This window comes from Thalassospira profundimaris (genome assembly GCF_003326795.1).
GTDB lineage: Bacteria > Pseudomonadota > Alphaproteobacteria > Rhodospirillales > Thalassospiraceae > Thalassospira > Thalassospira profundimaris_C.
In genome coordinates this window covers 877486-902664 of the sequence record NZ_JPWI01000001.1, presented here as the reverse complement: position 1 = coordinate 902664, position 25179 = coordinate 877486, and the positions used below count along the sequence as shown (strand labels likewise).

Annotated in this window: 21 protein-coding genes; 5 read left to right on the top strand and 16 right to left on the bottom strand. The window is 54.0% G+C overall.

All coding sequences use genetic code 11. The annotated features are described in order from the left end of the window. Positions 1 to 15 precede the first annotated feature (15 nt). From folB to TH30_RS04110, 3 genes are all read right to left on the bottom strand, one after another. Positions 16 to 456 carry a dihydroneopterin aldolase gene (gene folB / locus TH30_RS04120; protein ID WP_114096768.1) on the bottom strand — a complete coding sequence of 147 codons (441 nt, stop codon included), beginning with the start codon at positions 454 to 456 and terminating at the stop codon, positions 16 to 18. A gap of 88 nt (positions 457 to 544) precedes the next feature. Next, entirely contained in the window at positions 545 to 1315 is a 771-nt protein-coding gene (locus TH30_RS04115; protein ID WP_258548600.1) for an SDR family oxidoreductase, read from the bottom strand. Between the two features lie 49 nt (positions 1316 to 1364). Then, complete coding sequence (locus TH30_RS04110) at positions 1365 to 2327, bottom strand: calcium/sodium antiporter (protein WP_114096767.1); 963 nt, start codon at positions 2325 to 2327, stop codon at positions 1365 to 1367. 298 nt (positions 2328 to 2625) lie between these two features. On the opposite strand from TH30_RS04110, the gene TH30_RS04105 reads away from it, so the two are divergent. Beyond that, complete coding sequence (locus TH30_RS04105; RefSeq protein WP_258548599.1) at positions 2626 to 4575, top strand: cation:proton antiporter domain-containing protein; 1950 nt, start codon at positions 2626 to 2628, stop codon at positions 4573 to 4575. 81 nt (positions 4576 to 4656) lie between these two features. On the opposite strand, the gene phoB is transcribed toward TH30_RS04105, so the two are convergent. The 6 genes from phoB to TH30_RS04075 all read right to left on the bottom strand — a co-directional run bounded on the left by phoB (position 4657) and on the right by TH30_RS04075 (position 10813). Next, positions 4657 to 5355, bottom strand: coding sequence for a phosphate regulon transcriptional regulator PhoB (gene phoB / locus TH30_RS04100; protein WP_101245355.1), 699 nt, complete (start codon positions 5353 to 5355; stop codon positions 4657 to 4659). Between the two features lie 17 nt (positions 5356 to 5372). After that, on the bottom strand, positions 5373 to 6095 hold the full coding sequence (gene phoU / locus TH30_RS04095; protein WP_114096766.1) for a phosphate signaling complex protein PhoU: 723 nt from the start codon (positions 6093 to 6095) through the stop codon (positions 5373 to 5375). A gap of 25 nt (positions 6096 to 6120) precedes the next feature. Continuing rightward, entirely contained in the window at positions 6121 to 6924 is an 804-nt protein-coding gene (pstB, locus tag TH30_RS04090) for a phosphate ABC transporter ATP-binding protein PstB (protein ID WP_114096765.1), read from the bottom strand. Between the two features lies 1 nt (position 6925). Continuing rightward, the gene (pstA, locus tag TH30_RS04085) at positions 6926 to 8275 is read right to left on the bottom strand and encodes a phosphate ABC transporter permease PstA (protein ID WP_114096764.1); all 1350 of its coding nucleotides are present in this window, start codon (positions 8273 to 8275) and stop codon (positions 6926 to 6928) included. Further along, positions 8268 to 9647, bottom strand: coding sequence for a phosphate ABC transporter permease subunit PstC (gene pstC, locus TH30_RS04080; protein WP_114096763.1), 1380 nt, complete (start codon positions 9645 to 9647; stop codon positions 8268 to 8270). The genes pstA and pstC overlap by 8 nt, the downstream gene beginning before the upstream one ends. 134 nt (positions 9648 to 9781) lie before the next feature. Beyond that, a complete protein-coding gene (locus TH30_RS04075) occupies positions 9782 to 10813 on the bottom strand; it encodes a PstS family phosphate ABC transporter substrate-binding protein (protein ID WP_114096762.1) in 1032 nt (343 codons plus the stop codon). 416 nt (positions 10814 to 11229) lie between these two features. Between TH30_RS04075 and TH30_RS04070 the strand changes: the two genes are divergently transcribed. Next, a complete protein-coding gene (locus TH30_RS04070; RefSeq protein WP_114096761.1) occupies positions 11230 to 11529 on the top strand; it encodes a hypothetical protein in 300 nt (99 codons plus the stop codon). A 93-nt stretch (positions 11530 to 11622) separates the two neighbouring features. Here TH30_RS04070 and glcF read toward each other — a convergent pair whose 3' ends face one another. From glcF to pyc, 4 genes are all read right to left on the bottom strand, one after another. Beyond that, positions 11623 to 12948: a glycolate oxidase subunit GlcF gene (glcF, locus tag TH30_RS04065; protein WP_114096760.1), complete on the bottom strand. Its 1326-nt coding sequence runs from the start codon at positions 12946 to 12948 to the stop codon at positions 11623 to 11625. Then, positions 12948 to 14189: a glycolate oxidase subunit GlcE gene (gene glcE, locus TH30_RS04060; RefSeq protein ID WP_114096759.1), complete on the bottom strand. Its 1242-nt coding sequence runs from the start codon at positions 14187 to 14189 to the stop codon at positions 12948 to 12950. Before glcE ends, glcF begins: the two co-directional genes overlap by 1 nt. 88 nt (positions 14190 to 14277) lie before the next feature. Next, complete coding sequence (locus TH30_RS04055; RefSeq protein WP_114096758.1) at positions 14278 to 15762, bottom strand: FAD-linked oxidase C-terminal domain-containing protein; 1485 nt, start codon at positions 15760 to 15762, stop codon at positions 14278 to 14280. 16 nt (positions 15763 to 15778) lie between these two features. After that, on the bottom strand, positions 15779 to 19246 hold the full coding sequence (gene pyc / locus TH30_RS04050) for a pyruvate carboxylase (protein ID WP_114096757.1): 3468 nt from the start codon (positions 19244 to 19246) through the stop codon (positions 15779 to 15781). A gap of 433 nt (positions 19247 to 19679) precedes the next feature. Between pyc and TH30_RS04040 the strand changes: the two genes are divergently transcribed. From TH30_RS04040 to TH30_RS04030, 3 genes are all read left to right on the top strand, one after another. After that, on the top strand, positions 19680 to 21083 hold the full coding sequence (locus TH30_RS04040) for a cache domain-containing protein (protein WP_114096755.1): 1404 nt from the start codon (positions 19680 to 19682) through the stop codon (positions 21081 to 21083). A gap of 46 nt (positions 21084 to 21129) precedes the next feature. Then, positions 21130 to 21801 carry a response regulator transcription factor gene (locus TH30_RS04035; RefSeq protein WP_114096754.1) on the top strand — a complete coding sequence of 224 codons (672 nt, stop codon included), beginning with the start codon at positions 21130 to 21132 and terminating at the stop codon, positions 21799 to 21801. A 150-nt stretch (positions 21802 to 21951) separates the two neighbouring features. Then, complete coding sequence (locus TH30_RS04030) at positions 21952 to 22680, top strand: Crp/Fnr family transcriptional regulator (RefSeq protein WP_114096906.1); 729 nt, start codon at positions 21952 to 21954, stop codon at positions 22678 to 22680. 12 nt (positions 22681 to 22692) lie between these two features. Here the strand turns inward: TH30_RS04030 and TH30_RS04025 are convergent, their stop codons facing one another. The 3 genes from TH30_RS04025 to TH30_RS04015 form a co-directional block, all read right to left on the bottom strand. Continuing rightward, entirely contained in the window at positions 22693 to 23340 is a 648-nt protein-coding gene (locus tag TH30_RS04025) for a hypothetical protein (RefSeq protein ID WP_181850148.1), read from the bottom strand. Positions 23341 to 23485: 145 nt separating this feature from the next. After that, positions 23486 to 23845 carry a TraR/DksA family transcriptional regulator gene (locus TH30_RS04020; RefSeq protein ID WP_114096753.1) on the bottom strand — a complete coding sequence of 120 codons (360 nt, stop codon included), beginning with the start codon at positions 23843 to 23845 and terminating at the stop codon, positions 23486 to 23488. Between the two features lie 103 nt (positions 23846 to 23948). Beyond that, positions 23949 to 25163, bottom strand: a complete 1215-nt coding sequence (locus TH30_RS04015; protein WP_114096752.1) for a hypothetical protein — start codon at positions 25161 to 25163, stop codon at positions 23949 to 23951. Positions 25164 to 25179: the final 16 nt, after the last annotated feature.

Genomic DNA, 25179 nt, shown 5'->3' with positions numbered 1-25179 from the left:
GGAAATCGGCGTTAATTAGCGCGCGATATTGTGCCGTTCGATTTCGACCCCGACAGCCGCGACGTCTTCAAAAACATCGAGCTTTTCAACCCGAACGATCACCTTGCGCACCCGTGGATCAGCAAGACACATATCCGCAAGTTTTTCCCCAAGAGTTTCCACAAGGTTCACATGGCCATCCTGACAAATACGTCGGGTGCCAACCACCAGATCCTCGTAACTCAGTACGGTTGTAATATCGTCATTCTGAACGCCGTCGCCTTCAAGCACGGCCAGATCAAGATTGATCCGCACACGTTGCGGGGCTTCCTTTTCGTGATCATAAACCCCGATCGAGGTATGGATCACCATATCGCGGACAAAGACACGGCGCAGGTTGCCTGCCCGGTCTGCATGGGGCAGATCGGCAAATGGCAATGTCGTAATCTTGGCATCCTGTTTCAGGCCTGCGGTCATATTCCGGTCTTCCTTGTGCTGCTTTCGGGCATGGAAACTGTGTCCACTCCCTGCCCGTCCGGCCGATATCGGGCATCCACACCAGATATCATTCTATTGGCTTGTCATCTTTGCCACTGGGCGCCCAATCAAGATGCTGCCCGCCGTCAAGGGCTAACATTTGCCCGGTGATGGCGGGCGCGGCAAGGAAAAATCGAACCGCATCGCAAATCTCTTGCGGGTTTGTCCCGACTTGAAGGGGGGTTTTCGCGCATTGCTGATCGAAAACTTCCTGTGTTTGCCGACGACTAGGCAATGCCGGACCCGGTCCGATGCCATTAACACGAATTTTTGGCGCAAGTGCCAGTGCAAGCGTCTGGGTCAAGGTCCAAAGCCCGGCCTTGGACAGTGTATAGGTCATGAAATGCGGGTTCAGGTTCCAGACCCGCTGGTCAAGAATATTGATGATCGCGCCCTGTGCATCGTCGGGAAGACGCCTGGCAAATTCCTGCGACAGCACAAATGGCGCACGCAGGTTGGCCTCCATATGAAGGTCCCAGCTTTCACGGGTCGCACTGTGCACGTCATCATATTCAAAGGTTGATGCATTATTGATCAGGACACCAACGGGACCAAGTGACGCCTGTGCTTCACGGACAACGCGATGGGTATCTTCCTCGCGGCCAAGATCAGCAGAGATGACACAGGCACGCTGACCAAGGGCACGGATTTCATCGGCAAGGGTTTCGGCATCCTTGCGCGAGTGGTGACAATGCAGCGCCACATCATACCCGTCTTTGGCAAGATCAAGCGTCAGCGCACGCCCGATCCGTTTTGCCGCCCCCGTAATCAAAACCGTTTTGGGCATCTGTGCGCTCATGGCTGTGCTGATCCCTTTATCGTCCCGTCATATTGTTCAAACTGGTGACCTATGCCGCGACAAGCTGGAAGACATAGACCAGATAGGCAATCACAAATGCAACACCGGTGATGCGCGAAATCTTGCGAAACGCATATGCAATCCCGATCAAACCAACCGTCACCGCCAGCATGATCCAGATATCGGAATTCAAGATTTGCTCGGGAACCGGGATTGGTGCAATCAGAGACACGCCACCGATGATCACCAGAAGGTTCAAAAGGTTGGACCCCAGCACGTTACCAAGCGCCACATCCGAATGCCCGCGGAATGCCGCCACAACCGATGCCGCAAATTCGGGCAGAGACGTTCCGAATGCAACAAGCGTCAGGCCGATCACGGCTTCGGAAACGCCGAACTGACGCGCGACGGACACACCACCGTCGACAAGCCATTCCGCCCCGAACATCAGGGCAACAATACCGACAACCGTCGCAATGATCGGTTTGAGCCAACCAGTCGGAACCTCTCCGACTTCGTCAACTTCTTCTTCGTGCAGCTGGCTGGCATCGCTTGGCATGTTCTTGTCATGCTTGTAGGTGAAGTACCAGATCGCCACCAGAACGCAGAGCATCAAAGCCCCCGCCCAGCGATCAATGGCGCCAAACATGCAAAGACCAATAAACAGAACAGTCCCAAGCAGCATCGCCCCGCCATCGCGGACCACGGTTACCCGGCTTGCCGCCACGGGCTTGAGAACTGCCACCGCACCAAGAATGAGCAATATATTGGCAATATTGGACCCGACCACGTTGCCCATCGCAATGTCGGCCGTTCCCTTAAGCGACGCATTCAGTGACACGACAAATTCCGGTGCGGACGTTCCGGCTGCAACGATTGTCAGCCCCACAATCACTTTTGACACGCCCAGCAACAGGGCAAGCCCAACCGCACCACGAACGATAAACTCACCGCCAACGGTCAGAAGGACAAGACCCGCAATGATCTGAATGTAGGGAATGAACTGTTCCAAGATACGTTTGCTCTTATTGACTGTCGTTTACATTGGCCCGGATCAGGCCCGCGGAACATGGCATTTGACATCACGAATAGCAAGTGATCTGGCCATGACAATTGTCACACAATTTACTCGCCCGGCCCGGCGCGCCCTAGAGAAAACCAGTCACTGCTGCCTTGAAACAGATCAATCCGGTACGGGTTAATTGCCATTGAACCGGCAAATTTCCACAGGACTGTGTGTGCTATTTCAGTTATCCTGTTAATCTCGTTATTTTCAAATATTTATCTGCTTTGCCGGATTGATTCTGACCATGCATCACAGCGTCCTGTTCGAGCTGTTTCTGATCCTGACTGCGGCTGTGGTTGCCGTGCCTATTGCGCACCGCCTGCGCGCCAATTCGATCATCGGATTTCTGATTGGCGGCTTTTGTATCGGGCCGTTCGGTTTGGGTCTGATTACCGAACGCGAAGACATTTCGACCGTTGCCGAACTTGGTGTCGTGTTCCTGCTCTTCATGATCGGGCTTGAACTCTCACGCGAACGGTTGCGGGTCATTGGTGGCAGGTTTGCTGCCCTTGGCCTTTTCCAGATTCTGGTATCGATGGCAGCCATCATGGCTGTGCTGGCCCTGATTGATTTGCCGCTGGCTGCATCGCTTGTGATTGCAGGTGCGCTGGCTTTGTCCTCAACGGCAATCATCCTCAAACAGCTTTCTGATGACCGGCAATTAAATACGCGTTTTGGACGCGCAGCCCTTGCAATCCTTCTGGTACAGGATGTTGCGGTTGGTCCGTTCCTGATCATGGTTCAGGCAGCCGGTGATGCCGGAACAGAAACCAGCCCCTGGATCAGTATCCTTTCAGGCTTTGGCTCTGTCGCATTGCTGCTGGTTGTCGGGCGGTATCTGTTGCCACGCCTCTTTCGCTATATCGCATCTCTCAAGAACCCGGAACTGTTTGCGATTGGGACCCTGTTTGTCGTTCTCGCCGCCAGTACGCTGACCGAGCTTTCCGGGCTTTCAATGGCACTTGGCGCCTTTATCGCGGGCGTGATGCTCGCCGAAACGGAATTCCGTCATCAGATCGAAGCCGACATCGCGCCGTTTCGCGGTGTGTTCCTGTCGCTGTTTTTCATGTCGGTCGGCATGTCGGTCAATGCCAATGTCGTCTATGAGCAGTTTGGCAGCGTCATTTTGTGGCTGATCGGGCTGCTGATCATCAAGACGGCCGTTCTGTTTGTCCTGTCCCTTGCCATTCGGTTTGAACGCGGATCCGCACTTCGTGTTGCCATGAGCCTGGCGGCTGGTGGCGAGTTTGCCTTTGTGATGTTCTCTCTTGCAGCGCAAAACGGTGCGATCCCGCGTGATTTGGCGGCCATATTGATCCCGGTGGTCGCCATTTCCATGGCGCTCACCCCGACTTTGATTAACCTTGGGCACCGGATTGAGGAAAAGCTTCATCCCAAGGAAGACGACCAGCTTGGTCCGATTTCGGATGAAACAGACGGAATTCATCAACATGTTTTGGTGATTGGCAGTGGCCGTGTTGGTCGCGTTCTGGCGCGCCTTCTTAAAACCCGTAACATTCCCTTTATCGTTCTTGATAGCGACGCCCAACAGGTCTCACGGGGTCGTGCCGAGGGACTACCTGTCTTCTTTGCCGATGGATCACGCCCGGAAACATTCAGGGCAGCCCACACCGACGAGGCCCGCATTGCCGTTGTTGCCATGGGTAATCCGCATGCGACTGAAAAGACCGTTGCGCTTTTGCGGCAACATTATCCGCATCTGAAAATCTTTGCCCGTGCCCAGGACATCACCCATATCGGCCCCCTGTCACGTAGCGGTGCAGATGCGGCCATCCCGGAAGTACTTGAAACCGGCCTTCGGCTTTCGGATCACGTCTTGTCGGCCTGTGATGTGCCACAGGAAGATATCGACGCCGAAATCGCCAAGTTCCGCCGTGCCGACATGTTGTTGATGAACGAACTGGCCCCACGGACCCAGCGGAAAAAGGTTCCTGAGGCCCCCGCGGCGGCAGAACCGGCATCAGTTGCGGAAACCAGCCCCAAAGCAGATGCCAGGTCGGAAAACAAACCCGAACCGGCATCACAGCCCCCGGCAAAGAAAACGGGACCGCGCAGGGTTGCCGCCAAGAAGACCCCGACGCGTAAAACACCGGTAAAGTCCACAACGGCCAAGAAAACAACCTCGACAAGTTCAGGTCGGGCACCCAAGACAAAGCCCGAAAACGATCATTAAAGGCAAAACCCCCGCTGCCATTGGCAACGGGGGTTTTGTTTTTTCTGAAACCGGATAGATGATCTTTGCTCAGATCAGAGATCAGGCTGCGGTTTCTGAATCCAGCGCATAACCGGCGGCACGAACCGTACGAATGATATCGCGGGTGCCTTTGACATCATTGAGCGCCTTGCGCAGACGACGGATATGAACGTCAACCGTGCGGGTTTCGACATAAATGTTCGGTCCCCAAACAGCATTCAAAAGCTGCTCGCGGGAGAACACACGCCCCGGATGCTCAAGGAAATAGCGCAGAAGACGGAATTCGGTCGGGCCAAGATGGATGGCCTTGCCGTTGCGGCTGACACGGTGTGCTGCGAGATCCATTTCGATATCGGAATAGACCAACTGCCCTTGTGGTTGCGCCGGACCGGACCGACGCAGCAGCGCACGAATACGGGCAAGCAACTCGCCAATTGCGAACGGCTTGGTGACATAGTCGTCAGCACCGGTATCAAGACCACGGATACGATCGCCTTCTTCGCCACGTGCGGTCACCATGATGACCGGCAAATCGCGGCTTTCGGGCTTGCGACGGATCTGGCGGCAGACTTCAATCCCCGACATTACCGGCAACATCCAGTCCAGAAGGACAAGATCGACATGCGTTTCCGCAAGGATTTTCAACGCTTCGTCACCGTCACCGGCTTCGACTACCTGCATCCCCTCACGTTCGAGGTTGTAGCGCAACATGGTTACGATTGCAGCTTCGTCCTCGACGATAAGAACCGTTGGGTCCATCTTCCTATGCTCCAGTGTCACTCATTCGGTTCGACGACAGCAAAGTTCGCTGCATCATTTTTTGGCCGGTCAATTGCCGGCAGGTCTTCGCCTTTGATCCGGTAATAGATCGTCTCGGCGATATTGGTTGCATGATCGCCAATACGTTCGATGTTCTTGGCGATGAAAAGCATGTGGGTCGATGCCGTGATGTTGCGCGGATCTTCCATCATGTAGGTCAGCAATTCGCGGAACAGCGAATTGTACATATCGTCGACTTCCTGATCGCGGGCCCAGACACGCTCGGCCTTTTCGGCATCGCCTTCGATATAGGCGTCCAGAACGTCCTTGATGATTTCCTGCGCCAGCTTGCCCATGTTCGGGATCACCTGAACCGGACGGATCGGCGGAATCTGGTTAAGAACCTGCGCGCGTTTGGCGATGTTTTTCGCCAGATCACCGATACGCTCCAGATCGTTTGACAGCTTGAGTGCGGTCACGACCTGACGCAGGTCATCGGCCATCGGCTGGCGCAAGGCCAGAAGACGCACGGCGAAATCCTGAACTTCCTGTTCGAGAATATCGATACGGTGATCCGACAGAATGACTTTTTCAGCCAGTTCGGAATCCCGTTTGACAATCGAACGGATCGCAGAGATCAGCTGACTTTCTGCAAGCCCGCCCATCTGCGAGATGATGTTGTTCAGACGGGTCAGTTCCTCGTCGAACGAACTTACGATATGTGTTTTGTCGTCAGCCATTTATGCGTGCTCCTCGTGTCGCTGCTTAACCGAAGCGACCGGTAATGTAACCCTTGGTGCGTTCGTCTTTCGGGTTGGTGAATATCTGATCTGTTTCACCAACCTCGACCAGCTTGCCAAGGTGGAAGAATGCGGTCCGCTGCGATACACGTGCAGCCTGCTGCATGGAGTGTGTCACGATCACGATGGTGTAGTTCGAACGCAGCTCGTCAATCAGCTCTTCGACCTTTGCCGTAGCAATCGGATCAAGTGCCGAGCACGGCTCATCCATCAGGATGACTTCAGGGCTGACCGCAACCGCACGCGCGATGCAAAGGCGTTGCTGCTGACCACCGGAAAGGCCGGTTGCCGGTGACTGCAGACGATCTTTGACTTCCTTGAGCAGGCCCGCACGTTCAAGCGAGGTCATGACGATTTCGTCAAGTTCGTCACGCGAATTGACCAGACCATGGATACGCGGTCCATAAGCAACGTTGTCATAGATCGATTTCGGGAACGGGTTCGGCTTCTGGAACACCATCCCGATACGTGCACGCAGCTGAACAACGTCGATGCGCTTGTCATAGATGTCACGACCATCAAGGGTCACTTCACCATTGATGGTGACACCATCAATGGTGTCATTCATGCGGTTCATGCACCGCAGGAAGGTTGACTTGCCACAGCCCGACGGACCGATCAGCGCGGTTACCTGGCGTTCAACGATATCAAGATTGACGTCAAACAGGGCCTGGTTATCGCTATAGAAAAGATTAAGGTCACGTGCCGTCATTTTCGGGCTTGAGACCGACGGCTCTGCCGTCATTGCGCTCTGGGATACAGCAGCCATTTTACCACTTCCGTTCAAATTTTTTGCGCAGATACACAGCCAATCCATTCATCAGGATCAGGAAGGCCAGCAACACCATAATCGCAGCCGAGGTTTTCTCGACAAAGGCACGTTCCGGGCTGTCGGCCCACAGATAGATCTGGACCGGCAGAACCGTCGCCGGATCAAGTGCACCACCCGGAATGTCGACGATAAACGCCACCATACCAATCATCAGAAGCGGTGCTGTTTCACCAAGTGCCTGTGCCATACCAATGATGGTACCGGTCAGGATGCCGGGCATTGCCAGCGGCAGGACATGGTGGGTAACGGTCTGAACCGGTGATGCACCAAGACCAAGGGCCGCCTGACGGATCGATGGCGGAACCGCCTTGATCGCCGCACGCGATGCAATGATGATCGTTGGCAAGGTCATCAGGGCCAGCGTCAGACCACCAACAACCGGTGCCGAACGCGGCAGATGCATGACGTTAAGATAAACCTCAAGCCCCAGCAGACCGAACACGATCGACGGAACAGCTGCAAGGTTGTTGATATTGACCTCGACAATTGTCGTGAAGCGGTTTTTCGGTGCAAATTCTTCAAGATAAACCGCTGCAAGAACCCCGATCGGGAACGACAGGGCAAGCGTGACAAGCAACGTATAGAACGAACCGACCGCAGCCCCCCAGATACCGGCAAGTTCCGGTTCACGGGAATCCCCGCTGGTAAAGAAGCGGGCATGGAACTGCTTTTCAACAGCACCGGATGAAACCAGTGTGTTGTACCAGCTGATTTCCTTGTCATTCAGGCGACGGCTGCCTTCATCAACATCGGCATCGATATAGCCTTTGTTGAGCATGTCGAAATCATCGCCCGAAATCAGCCAGACCTTGCGCGTCTGACCAATCAGGTTCGGATTTGCCAGAACCCGTTCACGCAGATCATAGGATGCGCCACCCGAAACGACGTCATACAGGTCGCGCTTGTCGCGACGGCTGGTGACTTCCGGGAAGCGGTCACGCAATGCCTGTTTGATCAGACCATCGAAGTTGGCCTTGCCGATCACTGCGGGGTCGCCGGTACCTTGCGGATCGATTTCAGCCGGGTCGAAATGAATTTCAAGCTGAACATAGGTCTGGAAGAACGCACTATAGCCCTTCGAGCCAATAGAGAACCCCAGAACGAACAGGGCCAGAAGCGCAATACCGATTGCGCTTAGTCCATAAATCTTGAAACGGCGTTCAGCTGCGTAACGCTTTTTGATGTTCCGCGCGATCTTCGGACTATCCCAGTCAACGGGCTTGTGCATTTTATCCGAAATCACCTTTGCAGCGGCTCTGTCTTCCATGAGGGATGCCATATCAGTCATATTTCTCGCGATACTTCTGAACTACCTTAAGGGCAAATACGTTCAGGCCCAAGGTGACAAGGAAAAGAACCAGCCCCAACGCAAAGGCCGAGAGGGTTTTTGCACTGTCAAATTCCTGGTCACCGACCAGAAGCGTGACAATCTGGACAGTCACAGTGGTCACAGCCTGAAGCGGGTTCACAGTCATGTTCGCGGCAAGACCGGCTGCCATCACAACAATCATGGTTTCACCAATCGCACGCGAAACCGCCAGCAGAACCGCCCCGACAATCCCCGGCAGCGCCGCCGGGAAAATGACATGACGGATGGTTTCAGATTTGGTTGCGCCCAAACCATAAGACCCGTCACGCAAGGATTGCGGCACCTGTGACATCACATCATCAGACAGCGACGATACGAACGGAATGATCATGACACCCATGACAAGGCCCGCTGCCAAGGCACTTTCCGAGCTGACATCAAGACCAAGGATCGCACCGTTATTGCGAAGGAACGGCGCAACGGTCAGGGCAGCAAAGAAGCCATAAACAACCGTCGGAACACCCGCAAGAATTTCAAGCGCCGGCTTGGCAACCGCACGGAATTTCGACGATGCATATTCGCCCATATAAATGGCAGAGAACAAACCGACCGGCACCGCAACGCACATGGCGATGATCGTGATCAGTAGTGTACCGACAAAAAGCGGGATCGCGCCGAACGCACCGTCGGATGCAACCTGATCTGCACGGATCGCCGTTTGCGGGCTCCATTCCAGACCAAACAGGAAGTCAACCGGGTTGATCTTGCTAAAGAAGTGCAGGGCTTCGAACAGCAACGAGAAAACGATACCGACCGTCGACAGGATCGCAATCGCCGAGCAGGCAATCATCACCCAGCGGGAAATGCGTTCGACATTGTTACGTGCCCGCAAATCCGGCGAGATTTTACGATAGGAAAGCGACACCCCGATCGACGCACCGGTCAGCATTACAACGACCAGTGCCGCATTTGCAATCGACTGCAGATTTGCCAGACGATGCCCGGCATCGATGACTTCGGGTGAGACAGTCAGATGCTGGCCATTATCCGCTGCGATCAGTGAAATACTGTTCAGGGCAAGCGACAGCTGTCCGGAGTCACCGGTAATTTCAGAAGGCAGTTCGGCAATGATCATCGCTTCGATGATCGATCCCTGGAAGATATGCCAGACAAGCAGCAGCAACAATGCAGGCAGGCCGCACCACAGGGCCACATAGGTCCCGTAATGAGCCGGAAGAGAATGAAGATTGCTGTACCGTCCGCCCGAAAGGGCCACGGCCCGCTGGCGTCCGAAATAGAAGGACAATGCACAAAGTGCAGCAACCGCGAGCAACAGGAAAGACAGGGACATTACGTTAAATCCGTTTGCCAGATGAACCTGTAGGAATCAGATGAGAGGCCAATAGGACAAAAACAATAAATTAATCAAGCGCGGAAACAAAGAAACCGATGGCAGCATTAGCCGCCATCGGTTGAAAGATCACGTTACATGCTCAGCGGCGAAAGGTTCGTCGCAGCATTACGGACAGCTTCACGCTCGCTCGCGGCCATCGGGATCAGGCCACGGTCAGCAAGGTAACCTTCGTCACCGAATGCTTTTTCCGAGGTGAATTCAGCCAGATATTCTTTGATGCCCGGGATGGTGCCGACATGTGCGTTCTTTACGTAGAAGTAAAGCGAACGCGATACCGGATAGTCACCAGCCGAGATTGCTTCGAAGGTCGGTGCAACACCAGCAATCAGGGAACCCTGAAGCTTGTCGCCGTTCTGGTCAAGGAACGAGAAACCGAAGATGCCAAGTGCATCATGGTTTGCTTCGAGCTTCTGAACGATCAGGTTGTCGTTCTCACCAGCTTCGACATAGGCACCGTCTTCACGCACACCAGCGCAAACTGCTTTGTGCTGATCTTTGTTGGATTTCTTGAGGTCGGCAATAACAGCGAACTCGTCGCAAGCTTCTTCAAGTACCAGCTCGGTGAAGGCATCACGGGTACCGGAGGTCGGCGGCGGGCCGAGAACTTCGATTTTCACGTTCGGAAGGCTCGGATCAATTTCCGACCAGGTGCTGTAGAAGTTATCAACCAGCGACTTGCCGTCTTTGGAAGGAACGGTTTTAGCCAGAGCCAGGAAGATCTGTTCTTTGGTCAGATCCAGCAGCGGAGCTTCGTTCGAGTTCGACAGAACGATACCGTCGAAGCCGACTTTGACTTCGGTAACTTCAGAAATGCCGTTCTTGGCGCAAGTTTCAACTTCGGACTTCTTGATGCGACGCGAAGCGTTGGTGATGTCCGGATGCTGTTCGCCAACACCTGCACAGAAAAGCTTCAGACCACCGCCAGAACCGGTCGATTCAATAACCGGGGTTTTGAACGAGGTGGTTTTACCGAATTCTTCTGCAACTGCGGTTGCAAACGGGAAAACGGTGGACGAACCAACGATACGAATCTGGTCGCGTGCCTGGGCAGCGCCAGCAAAGGCAACGCTCATCAGCGCCGCAACAGCAAGAGTCTTCTTCATGGTATATTCCCCAATGGTTGTTCCACTTCGGAACGGTGCAACGATCTGCGAGGCGGACTCTAACGCTGGGTGCTTACGGTATTGTGTCGCTTTTGTTAACGTTATGTGACAACGTATCAACGCGGTCAAAATTCGATATATAATCAATATAAAACAATGACTTGTATGATTTCGCCCGACACCCTGAAACGCCGGTTTCTTGACCTTCCCCGGCTCTTTTCTGTTGTTTTACGACAGACTGTAACAAAAACTGTCACAATCGCTCATCCCGAGGTCGGCCTGCCCGGTCGCTGCTGCCGTGCGATGGATAAAATCCCGCCAGCCTCTTTACATGTCCGCCATTCCAAGCAACTGTGCATTCAGGGACAACAAATACGTCGTGCCCGTTTCTGGTGCGGCCATAACAGGAGAACGACATGAGCAATGCCTCGATTGACGAGATTCAGGAACTGATCCAGAAACTGTCCGGTGAACTCGGCGAAATGTCCGAAGCGGCTTCTCGGCATATCGATGATCTGCATGTCGCTGTAAATAATGTGGCATCCCACGTTCTTGCGATTGAGGCGATCCTCGCCCTTGTCGCCAAGAAAGTCGAAATTGATGATGCTGCCGCCATCGAGTGGATTCGCGAGAAGACCGCGGCCTATGCCGAAGACAGCAGCGAAGGTTCCGCGGCCGAGGGCATCGCGCAAAGCCTGTTGGGCAAAGACGTCTAGGCACGTCGCGCCACAAGAAATACCCGCGAAAATAAAAAGACGACAGGTTGGCCTGTCGTCTTTTCTGTTTTTGGACCCGAATACCGCCGGTCTTTATAATGCCGGTGTAACTTCCGCAAAACGGTCCTGAAGCTTTGCAGGAACCGGCCCACCTGCTGCCCAGTCAAGAAGCTGGACGGTGTGAATGACTTTCAGATCGTCTGTTTCGATCTGAACCATACATCCGATATTACCGGTCGCAACCAGATCAGGCCGGGTTGCACGGATATTGCCGCGCTTGCGTTCCTGAAGCTTGCCCGCGATTTCAGGCTGCAACAGGTTGTAAACACCAGCAGACCCGCAGCAAAGATGGCCTTCGGCAATCTCGACCACATCATATCCGGCCTTTTTCAAAAGATCGCGCGGCGGACGCGTGATGTTTTGGCCATGTTGCATCGAACAGGCCGAATGATAGGCCACCCGCGGACTTCCATGCGATGCCTTGGCAAACACAGCACCATCAACATCAAGCTCTGCCAGATATTCGGTGATGTCCTTGGCCAGTTCCGACACCTTGGCCGCCTTGGCTGCATAGGCCTTATCAAGGCGCAGCATATGACCGTAATCCTTGACTGTCGTGCCACAGCCCGAAGCCGTAATCACAATTGCATCAAGGCCTTCGCCTGCGATTTCCGCACTCCAGGCATCAATATTGCCCTTGGCCTGATGATGCGATTTATCTTCCTTGCCCATATGATGCACAAGCGACCCGCAGCATCCGGCACCCTTGGCAACAACGACTTCGATCCCGAGGCGCGTCAATAGACGAACTGTCGATTCGTTGATCTCGGTTTCAAGGACCTGTTGCGCACATCCCGTCAGGATTGCGACCCGGCCCTTGCGCGTTCCAATGGCCGGAATGATCTGTGGCTTGTCGACCCAGCTTGGCGGCGGCATATGTCGCGCCCCCATTTTCACCATGCCCTTGAGACGTCCGGGCATGAGGCCCGCAAACGGTGCCGCCAGCTTCGCCCCGATCATTGAAAGACGGAACAGGGTCGGGTTTGGCACAACAAGCGCAAGTAATTTGCGCAGCAACCGGTCCCCAAGGGGACGCTGATAGTTTTCTTCGATATGGGCCCGCGCATTATCGATCAGATGCATGTAATCGACACCGGACGGACAGGTGCTGGTGCAGGAAAGACAGGACAGGCAACGATCAAGATGTTTGACCACCCGATCTGTTGCCGGTTTGTCATTTTCCAGCATATCCTTGATCAGATAGATCCGCCCGCGCGGACTATCGAGTTCGTCCCCAAGGGTCACAAAGGTCGGGCATGTTGCCGTACAGAACCCGCAATGCACACATTTGCGCAGGATCTGCTCGCTTTCGGCAATCATCGGGTCCGCAAGACGGGCGGCGCTAAAATTGGTCTGCATTATACCTGCCCCCCTTCCGTAATATTCAGGTGCATCCGTCCCGGATTAAGGATACCGACGGGATCGAAATTATCCCGAATTTTGCGGTTAATCCGCGCCAGTGCAGGGTCTTCGGGATGGAAAACCGGCACCTCTGCACGCAGATCGGCAGGTGCGCGAACAAGAACAGCCTGACCATTTTGTGATTGGGCAATCTGACGCACTGTACCGGCCATCGCATCCGATCCGTCCAGACGCAGCCATATTTGCGCCCCCGCCCAGTCCATCATCACCTTGCCGCCAGTCCGGGCGGCAAGCTTTGCGGCAAGAACACCACCGGATGCTGGCGGGCCTGATACGCGCCACAGCATCCCTGACGAACCGCCATAGGGTGCAACATCCGCAACCACCTTCCAGAACGTTGCGCTATTTGTCGTATGCAACTCTTCGCTGGCACCAAATTCGGCCAACAGTTTGCGCAGGGCTTCGCAGCGCCAAGCAACAGACGGCGCCGGTCCCTCGACCCGAAGTGCAACAAGGCCGGTGCCCATTGCAGACGCGACATCAATGCCGAACCTCGCCACATCTTCGGCCGCAACCCATGCCGCCGCCGAGACTTCGTTTTCACTGCCCATCGCACGGTTCATTGCCATTCCGGCACGCTCAGGATCATTGCAGGCAATCAGAACAGTCCGAGCTTTCTCGTCGCACGGCATCACCTTCATGGTGATGGTATGCATCACACCAAGTGTCCCGAACGATCCCGACATAAGTTTTGAAAGATCAAAACCGGTGACGTTTTTCATCACCCGTCCGCCGGATTTGAAATCCTCGCCGCGACCACTGACGGCCTCAAACCCCAACAGGTGATCGCGTGCGGCTCCAACCTTGATCCGGCGCGGTCCCGACAGATTGGTTGCGATCAGACCGCCAATCGTCCCGGCATTCTGCGCGACATCATCGGCAAGGAGGGCTGGAAAATTTCCGGTCTCAAAGTGGAATTGCTGATTCTTTTCGCGCAGGATCGCCTGAATTTCGGCAAGCGACGTTCCTGCACGGACAGAAAGCACCAGTTCTTCGGGCTCGTAAAACAGGACCCCGGTCAATTTTGACAGATCCAGAACATGGTCGGCAGCAACCGCATGCCCATATGCCCGTTTGCTACCCGATCCGATCACTTCCAGCGGCTTTTTGGCATCAACAGCCCAACCAATGGCATCACGCAGCTGTTCTGGCGTGGTGGGGGATATGACTTCCGTCATTGTGGTTCTCTCTCTTCCTCTCTTGATCCTTGCCGACCGGACTGCGGGAACCGGTGACAGGATTTTTCTTGTTGTTTATCGGCCGGGCCTAGAAGCGCGGAATATCGGGGAACTTGTTTGCAACTTCACGCGCATGCAGGGTTTTGAGTTCGCCGCAACCATGCAGGGTCGGGAATACCTTGCCGGGGTTCAGAAGCTCATCCTCATCAAACGCCAGTTTCAGACGTTCCTGATGCTTCATGTCATCTTCAGTGAACATTTCGGGCATCAGATCGCGCTTCTCGACACCAATGCCGTGCTCGCCAGACAAAACGCCCCCCACTTCAACGCAAAGCTTCAGGATATCTGCGCCGAATTCTTCGGCACGTTCCAGTTCACCGGGCTGATTGGCATCAAACATGATCAGCGGATGCAAATTGCCGTCACCGGCATGGAAAACATTGGCAACGCGCAGGCCGTGGCGCTGCGACAGGACCTGCATACCGGTCAGAACTTCGGCAAGGCGGGCACGCGGGATGGTACCGTCCATGCACATATAATCGGGCGAAATACGGCCAATCGCGGGAAAGGCGTTCTTGCGGCCTGACCAGAACAGAAGGCGTTCTTCCTCGCTTTCGGAAATACGCGAATAGACAGCACCGCAATCCCTGGCGATCGCGCCGACCTTTTCGATCAGGTAATCGACTTCGACTTTTGGTCCGTCAAGTTCAACAAGCAGCAATGCCTCGACATCAAGCGGGTAACCCGCATGAACAAAGTCCTCGGTCGCCTTGATCGCCGGGGCATCCATCATTTCAAGACCGCCAGGAATAATGCCATCCGCAATGATCTTGGCAACGCAATTGCCACCGGCCTCGCTGCTATTAAAGCCCAGAAGCAATGCACGCGCGGTTTCCGGTTTGCGCAAGATGCGTACCGTCACTTCGGTCACGATCCCCAAAAGGCCTTCGGAACCGGTGATGATCCCCAAAAGGTCATATCCGCTCTGATCAAGGCCCTTGCCACCGATGCGAAGGATTTCACCTTCGATCGTGACCATCTCAAGACCAAGGACATTATTGGTCGTAAGGCCGTATTTCAGGGAATGCACACCACCTGAATTCTCGGCAATATTTCCGCCAATTGAACAGGCAATCTGGCTGGACGGATCGGGTGCGTAATAGAACCCTTTATGTTCAACTGCACGCGTGATGCCCAGATTGGTCACGCCGGGCTGCACCACAGCCGCGCGATTATCCCAGTCGATCTCGAGCACGCGATTGAATTTCATCATACTAATGGTAATCGCATCCGCCATCGGCAATGCCCCACCAGACAAACCGGTACCGGCACCCCGCGGAACAACGCGAATTTTATTTGTATGACAATATTTCAGAATGGCTGCGACCTGCCCGGTATTCTCGGGCAGGACCACAATCATGGGCAGCTGGCGATAGGCCATCAACCCGTCACATTCATAGGGCCTGAGCTGATCCTCATCGACGATCACGCCACCAGTTGCCGGAACAATTTCGCGCATGGCGGCAATAATGTCCTTGCGTCGCGCAAGTGTGTTCGGGTTCGGCTCAGGCATCCTAAGCATCGGTCGTTTACTCCTTCAATTCGACCAGCAAGTCCTTGCTGTCGACCTGTGTACCGGCCGGTGCGTGGATTTTTGCCACCACACCGTCCTTTTCCGCATGAACTGCGGTTTCCATTTTCATGGCTTCAAGCGAGCACATCACATCCCCAGCCTTGACCTTCTGGCCTTCGGCAACATGCACCTCGACCACAAGACCCGGCATCGGGGCCGCAATGTGAAGTTTGTTGCCATCTTCGGCTTTTGGTCGCGCCTTGCCGGACGCAGCCAGTGTCTTGTCGGCAACCTTGACCGTCCGCGGCTGGCCGTTCAGCTCGAAGAACACCGTACGATGGCCTTCCTCGTCACCGAATTCCGACGTCGCCAGATAACGGATCACAAGGGTTTTGCCCTTTTCCAGATCAACCGAAATTTCCTGGTTCTGGGTCATCCCGTAGAAAAAGACCGGGGTCGGCAGAATAGAAACGTCGGCGTGGTGGCTTCGGTATTCGGCATAGTCAAGGAACACCTTGGGATACATCACATAGGATGCAACCTCGGCATCGCTGATATTGCGGTGTGTTTTCTTTTCGACTTCCTTGCGGGTCGCTTCGAAGTCGATCGGCGGCAATGACTTGCCCGGGCGATCCGTAAGGGCCTCGGCACCTTTAAGAACCTTGCGCTGCAGGGCAGGCGGGAAACCACCAACCGGCTGACCAATTTCACCGCGGAAGAAGGAAATCACGCTATCGGGGAAGGCAATGTCCTTTTTAGGATCAAGAACGTCTTCCTCGGACAAACCGGACGTCACCATCATCAGCGCCATATCGCCAACAACCTTGGAGCTTGGCGTGACCTTGACGACATCGCCGAACATCTTGTTGACTGCGGCATAGGCCTTCGACACTTCGGGCCAGCGATCCTCGATCCCCAATGCACGGGCCTGCTGACGCAGGTTGGTATATTGGCCACCGGGCATTTCATGGACATAGACGTCCGAAGTACCGCTGCGGATATCGCTTTCAAAGCCGGCATAGTAACGACGAACCTGTTCCCAATAGGTGGAAACTTCCTTGAGCGCCTCGGTCTTGAGGCCCGGATCGCGTGGCTGACCGATATAGTTATTGGCAATCGAACCAAGGCTGGGCTGTGATGTCAGACCCGACATGGAATCCATCGCCGCATCCACCGCATCAACGCCTGCATCAATCGCGGCAATCACGGTTGCAGCCGAAATACCACTGGTGTCATGGGTGTGGAAATGGATCGGGATATTGACCGTGTCCTTAAGTGCCTTGATCAGTTCGGTCGCCGCCGCCGGACGCAAGACCCCTGCCATATCCTTAAGACCCAGAATATGCGCACCTGATTTTTCAAGCTCGCGCGCCATATTCACATAGTAATCAAGATTATATTTCGGGCGGTTCTTGTCATAGATATCGCCCGTATAACAGATGGTCGCTTCGCACAGCTTGTCGGTTTTCAGAACCGATTCCATGGCGACTTTCATGTTCTCGACCCAGTTCAAGCTGTCAAAGACACGGAAGACATCCATGCCATGTTCAGCCGCCTGCTTGACGAAATAATCAACCGCATTGTCGGGATAGTTCGTATAGCCAACCGCGTTTGATGCGCGCAGCAACATCTGGGTCAGGATGTTGGGAACCCGTTCACGCAGCTTGACCAAGCGATCCCACGGGTCTTCCTTCAGGAAGCGCATGGCAACATCAAACGTCGCCCCGCCCCAGCATTCCAGCGAAAACAGTTCCGGCAGGCCATGCGCATAATAGGGCGCAATTTCGAGCATGTCGTAAGTACGCATACGCGTAGCAAGCAGTGACTGATGCGCATCACGCATCGTGGTATCGGTAATCAGGACACGTTCCTGATCCTTCATCCAGCGCGAGAACCCCTCTGCCCCCAGCTGATCAAGCTTTTGCTTGGTACCGGGCCGGATTTCGCCAAGATCGATGGATTTCGGCATCACCGGATCATGCAGATTGGTCGGAACAATGCGGCCTTCAACTTCCGGGTTGCCGTTCACAGCAACTTCACCGATGAAACGCAGAAGTCGGGTCGCACGGTCACGACGGCGCACGAACTTGAACAGGTCGGGCGTTTCGTCAATGAAGCGCGTGGTATATTCACCCGCACGGAATTTCGGGTGATTGATCAGGTTTTCAAGGAAGGCCAGGTTGGTTGCCACACCGCGAATACGGAATTCACGAAGGGCACGGTCCATGCGATCCACGGCCTCACGCGGGGTGCTGCCCCAGGCGGTGACCTTTTCGAGCATGCTGTCATAGAACGGTGTGATCACAGCACCGGAATAAGCCGTACCGCCATCAAGACGAATACCAAAACCGTTGGCCCCGCGATAAACCTTGATGATCCCGTAATCGGGAACAAAGTTGTTTTCCGGGTTTTCGGTGGTGATACGACACTGAAGCGCATGGTCACGCAGCTTGATCTTGTCCTGCCAGGGAATGCCGGTTTCCGACGGGAAACCAATGCGTCCGCCCTGCGCAATCAGGATCTGCGCCTTGACCAGATCAAAACCGGTTACGCATTCGGTCACAGTATGTTCGACCTGAATACGCGGATTGACCTCGATGAAATAGAATTTGGATGTATCAACATCCATCAGGAATTCGACGGTCCCGGCATTCACGTAATTGGCAGCCGTCCCCAACCGGATAGCGGCATCACAGATTTCCTGACGCTGTTCATCATTGAGGTATGGCGCGGGTGCGCGTTCAACAACCTTCTGGTTACGGCGCTGAACCGAGCAATCACGTTCATACAGATGAACAAGGGTTCCATGCGTATCGCCCAGAAGCTGAACTTCAACATGGCGGGCGCGACGGATCAGCTTTTCAAAATAGACCTCGCCATTGCCAAAGGCGGCTTCGGCTTCGCGCCGCGCGGCAAGGACCTGATTGGAAAGATCCTTGCCATTTTCGATGACGCGCATGCCACGACCACCACCGCCCCAGCTTGCCTTAAGCATCAGCGGATAGCCGATTTTTTCGGCAATCCGGGTTACTTCCTTCATGTCTTCGGGCAAGGCGCTTGATGCCGGCATGACCGGAACACCCGCACTTTCGGCCAGATTACGCGCAGAAACCTTGTTACCAAGGAGACGCATCACATCGGAATCAGGGCCGATAAACTGAATCCCGGCCTCGGCACAGGCATCGGCGAATTCCGGGTTTTCCGAAAGGAAGCCGTATCCGGGATGGATCGCATCCACATCGGCGTCACGTGCAACCCGAAGAATGTCTTCGATATCGAGATAGGCGCGAATGGGTTTGTTACCCTTGCCCACCGCATAGCTTTCATCAGCCTTGAAACGGTGAAGGGCAAAACGGTCTTCGTCCGAGAAGATCGCAACGGTGCGAATGCCAAGCTCGTTGGCAGCTCGCAAAACACGAATCGCTATCTCGCCACGGTTGGCGACCAGAAGTTTACGGATACGCTTAGGTGCAGAACGCGTCATTGACACCGGGCTCCTACCACATTTTCCTGGCAGGAACGTGCCTGTGCGCGCCTGCCAAAACCAAGTGAAACGCCACGATATGGTCCCGGAATGCGCTGCGGTGCGGGATGCCTGCAACGCCATACCTTTTGTGGCGGAACAAGATGCCTGCACGTTGAGATCTTGTGCAATGCATCCAGAGCTTTTGGCGCCCGGTGGGCAGGCGTCGGTTCTGGTATATGCGCATTGCCCTCTCCCTGTCAAAGCATGATCTCTGAAATTGGTAATACCAATTGAACAAAAACAAGACCAGTCGCTTTTCACCATGTGGAACGAAAAACACTGCCACAACACCCATGCGGCCTGAAAAACCGTGATCTTTCGGGGACTTTTGTGACAGATATGCTATTGTCCGCCCCACGAAAAAGACCCCAACCCTGAAACGGTTACGCCCATGCCGAAGCTGAATCTTCGACTAAAGTTCCTGCTGCTTTCCATTTTGCCGCTGGTGCTTGCTGCATCCGCCATCTCATGGCTGGTCTTTGCGCAGGCCGAAAGACTGGCAGAAGCAGAAATCAGAACCTTTGAACGCAATATCCTTGAAGCCCGCAAGGAAGAGCTCAAAAGTTATCTCGAACTGGCGATGGCATCGATTGACCACATCTATTCGGTGGCAAGCCCGCTTGATGCGGTTTCCAAGGAACGGGTCAAGGCCATCATCGAAGACCTGTCCTATGGCAAGGATGGCTATTTCTTTATTTATGACCGTGATGGAACGGCACTTGTCGAACCGCCCCAACCCTGGCGGGTTGGCCGGACCTATTGGAATTTGCGCGACATTAACGGCAACAGCGTCATTCAGGGTTTGATATTCAACGCCGAAAAGGGCGGCGATTTCATGCGCCATGTCTGGGAAAAACCATCGACTGGCGAACCCACCGAAAAGATCACCTATTCCCTGATGCTCGACAAATGGGACTGGATGATCGGCACAGGCATCTATATCGACGACATTGCCGAACAGGTCACCGAAATCGAGACCGAAGTTTCCACCCATATTCGTGAAACCACGATTTCGATCATCGGCGTGACAATCCTTGCCGTCCTTCTGGTTGGCATATCAGGCACAGTTGTGACCCTTTCGGAACGCAAACTTGCTGATGCCAAGCTCAAGGAACTGACCCATCGCGTGGTTGATGTTCAGGAACAGGAACGCCTTCGGGTCTCGCGTGAACTGCATGACGGCATCAGCCAGATACTGGTATCGGTCAAATATTCAGTCGAAACCGCCATCGCACGCATTGGGCAAGCACGTGAAAACGCGGTCGAACCGATGGAAAAAGCCGCCAAACGATTGCAGGACGCCATTCACGAAGTCCGGCGAATTTCGCGCGACCTGCGTCCGGCGGTTCTTGACGATCTTGGTCTGAAACCGGCCATCGAAAGCATGTGTGCAGAGCTTCAGGATCGGTCCGGTATCCTGATGGAAGTGAAAATCGACAATATCGACAACCAGCTTGATATCGCCAAGAAGACCACCCTTTACCGTGTATTGCAGGAAACCCTGACCAATATCGAACGTCATGCCGACGCAACCGTGATCAAAATATCGATCAAACGCGAAGGCCCCAGCGTGGTGATGCGCATTACCGATAACGGCGTCGGCTTTGAAACCAATCGCTATATCCGTAACCGTGATCCGCGCGCCGGGATCGGCTTGCGCAACATGCGCGAACGCATGGAATTCCATGGCGGCGGGCTTTCGGTACGCTCAGAACCCGATGACGGAACCAAAATCACTGCATTTATTCCGGCATCCAGCCAGAATGGTCTACCCGAGAGATCAATCACCGGTTAATCTGGCCTTGCAATCACCGTTACGCGACAGGACCAAGTTTCGATCAATGAACAGTGCCAATCAAATCTATTCCCCGGATCGCCCATTACGCATTCTGCTATGTGATGATCATGCCCTTGTGATGGACGGAATTCGTTCGCGACTGGAATGTTTTGACCATATCAATATCATTGGCGAAGCCAGCAACGGTGTTGAAGCCTTGTCACTCGCGGCCGAACTTCGTCCTGATATCGTGCTTATGGATATTTCCATGCCGGTAATGAACGGCCTCGAAGCGGCCGAGAAATTCCGTGAAACCCTGCCCGATGCCAAGGTCGTCATTCTTTCGATGCACGAAAACCCCGAATATCTGCGTACGGCCCAGCAGGCAGGTGCTAAGGGCTTTATCCTGAAAGACGTATCGTCAAATGACATGGTCCGGGCGATTGAAACCATCGCCAATGGCGGCGAAGCCTATAGCTCGACCTTTGACGGCATCAGTGCGGGCGAAGGAAGCAGCAATGACGGTGTGCCGCTGACAACACGCGAACGAACGGTTCTGCGCCTTCTTGCCAAGGGAGCGAGCAACAAGCATGTTGCGCGCGAACTTGATATCAGTGTCCGCACTGTCGAAACACATCGCAGGAACATCAAGCGCAAGCTTGATATCGACAGCTCTGCCGGTCTTGTGCGCTATGCCATCGAAAAAGGTCTGGTGACGCTCGATACCAATCCCTGAGTCCTTGACTTTACAGGCACAATTGGACGCTGGTCGACTTTAGATTGATTTCACAACGAGATACGGTACATTTAAGACTGGTTTTGATTGATTATATTTTTCAATCATCAACCAGTCCGGGTACAGACCCCGTTTAAAAGGGTGGTGTTTGTGAACCATACAGCAAACCATGTTTTCCGACCCGACCTTGCCCGTTGTCGCGACTGCGGTGTGCGCAAATTTGCCCTGTTCAACAATCTGACAGACGAGGATTTCAAGCTCGTCCACATGCCTGTTGAAGATATCGCCCTTGCCAAACGTGACATCCTATACAACGCAGGGGATCTGGCACAGTCGATCTACACACTGCGTAGCGGGTTGATCAAACTGGTCCATTATCTGCCCGACGGAAATCAAAGGGTGGTGCGACTTGTCCGTCCGGGGGGCACCATCGGCCTTGAGGCCATTGTCAGTGAATGCTTCACTCATCATGCCGAAGCCATTCAGGACAGCCGTCTTTGTCGTATTCCGATCGCTGTTATTGAAAAACTCGATAGTGAAAGCCCGAGACTGCATAAACAGGTCCTTAACCGCTGGCATCAGGCTGTCATGGATTCAGACAACTGGCTCACCCAGATGTCGACCGGTACGGCGCGCGAACGTGTTGCGCGCCTTTGCCTGTTTTTAAATGATTCGGAAACCGGTAACTGCCAATTGCCCGGACGCGAAGATATCGGCGCGATGCTTGGTATCACCACCGAAACAGCCAGCCGGATCATTGCTGATTTCCGGCGCATTGAGCTGCTCGACTTCCAGGCGCGCAACATCTTCCATCTTGATGTGGACGGGCTAAGAGATGTTGCAGGAATGGATGAAGACGGCTCTGCAAATCAGGTTTGATCATCCATCAGATCACCGAACAGCCTGCTGCAATACCGTCTGAAATGCCGAATTCGGGCCACAGGACAATGAAAGTCTTTGATATTCTTCCGGGGTATCGATCCGGCGTTGCTCTTCGCGACGACGGCGGTCAATGTCGCGTAACCGGCGTTTGAAATCCCGACCATATTCCGACAAAAGCCGCCTGATCGCCGATTGTACGTTTTCGGCAGGCATCGGGAACATCGCGCCCACCTTGCCGACAACATCATTCACCAGATCATCAAGCGCAGCACGGATGTCAGCCTCCATGCCGCGATTGACTTTTACATGCTCGCCCTCGTGGGCGTAGACGGCATTATATTCGCATGATCCGCGTTCAAGTTCCGATGCGATATAAACCAGATGCTTGACGACATTGACCTTCGGGTTGACCCGCACCGGATCAAGACAATAGCGCCCCAACCCGACCTCACGCGGTTCAATGCGCATATCAAAAGATGCCTGCATTTCATATTCGGTCAGCCCCGCGACAACATATTTCGAACCACCCCCGGCACGACTGTTTAGCCATCGCACCGACCGGTGCCGGTCGAGCATCGGGTCCTTGTGGTTAAACTCAAGTGTCGCCTGTGGTGCGCGGACAGGCGCACAAGATCCTTGCGCCCTTGCCGATGACATGCTTGCCCATATGGTCAAACATACAATCAGCCCCCAAAGCCAGCAGCCTGGCCAATAAAGGCTCTTTTGACAGCAAACCGTCAAACAGCATCCCCGTTTTCAAACAAAATGACGGTCATCGCAAACTCAGCCATGTCGCGTGATATCAGACATGACTGACACGGTCGGCACAACCGACGCAAAGCGGCGTGGTCGGATCAAATTCCAGGCGTTTCTTCTCGATATCTTCGCCGCAATTATGACAATGACCATATTTGTCATCATCCATCCGCTTAAGAGTCTTTTCAATCCGGTCCAGTTCCGCAGCCCGGCGACGTTCCTGTTCCAGATGCATTTGCTGGTTTTGAAGCGCATCCATTCGCGACAACCGCCCGACCGCCTGTTGATCAAGTTCAACCGGCTTTCGGTAATCTTCGGAATGGGTTGAATGCGCCAGAATATCTGCGCGCCTTTCTTCAAGACGCACACGCAACGCAGCCAGATCAATATCTTTACGGTCCGTCATGCGAAACCTCGTGAACTGTTGTTGTTCTTCTTTTGATATATGGGGATCGCCGGGGCCGTTTCGCCATTCCCATATGCAGAATTGCCCCGTTATCCAGCCAGCCTCAGGTGCAATTCCCGCACGCATCGACCAGTTTTTCCATGGCGGCCTTTGCTTCGTCATCATCAAGCCCTTCGGCCTTGATGTTTTTCTGGATTTTACAGCAAAGAGCCGGGCCGCCCGGAAACGGTTTGTCTATCCAGAACGGCGCCGTGGTGCCAAAATATCCCGCCTGATCGAGGAAGGAGACACCATAATAATAGGCAGCCCCGACCGAGTTATAGAAGGTCGGATCATCAATGAAACCGCCATCGGGTGTCATGGATTTCGTAAGGCACCAGTCCAGAACCAGACCGATATCGGCAGAGGCGGCTTTTTGAGTATCGGCATCAACACTCGACCAGCCCAGATCGAAAATTTTGGTCACATCGTAATTGTTGTGATTGTTGAAATCGCCATTGTGTTTCCAGCCAAAAGGATAGGCATCATCGCGGATCGCAAGGGTGGTCTGGAAAATCTCTGTCCACAAATCCACCTTGCCGTGCTGATAGGAAATATTATGGAAGGTCAGGCTAAGGTCGCTGCTTTTCAGGACACCCTGATCAAGGGTGTCAAACCATCCCCCCCAATATCCGCTTTCTCTGTCCTGCCAGTCATCGAGCCACTTTTTATAGGTATCGATATATTCCTGTGTCAGATCAAAGCCCTTCACATTGCTTTGAAAATAGTCACGAATTTCGCTTTTGAAACACATCTGCGACAAGGCGGCAGTAACAGCGCCAAGCGCATCACGCCGGTCCAGACCATCGGCATAGATCTTTGACGTCTTCTGACCTTCAAGCCACGCCACCATCTTGGACGGCGTTCCAATGGGTGCCAAAAATGTCAAAGGATATTCGGGGGCCTGTCCGGCATCTGCCAGTGTATTGACCGCATCAATCATCGCATCGACCTTAAGGAACCACTGATCGTAACAGGGGCCCCAGGAACCATCACTTGCGACCTGTTGCTCTGCCCAATCCTGATCCGGATTTTCAAGGGATTGCGCAAAGGCATCTATCTTGTTTGAAAGCGTTTCCCAGTCGGCGGTGTACATCAGATACCATTTGCATTCGATCATCTGCTGATCAGATGCCGCCATGCTGTTACCAGTCTGCTGAATTTCGATCAGCTTGTCCTGCAACGGCGCAAGCTTTGTCGCAAAGGCTTCTTGCTGCGCGAGATAATCCGGATCGAACGCACAGAATTGTTCTTCGATCAGTTTGGTAAAATCGGTCATGGGCTTTTTGCGCCTC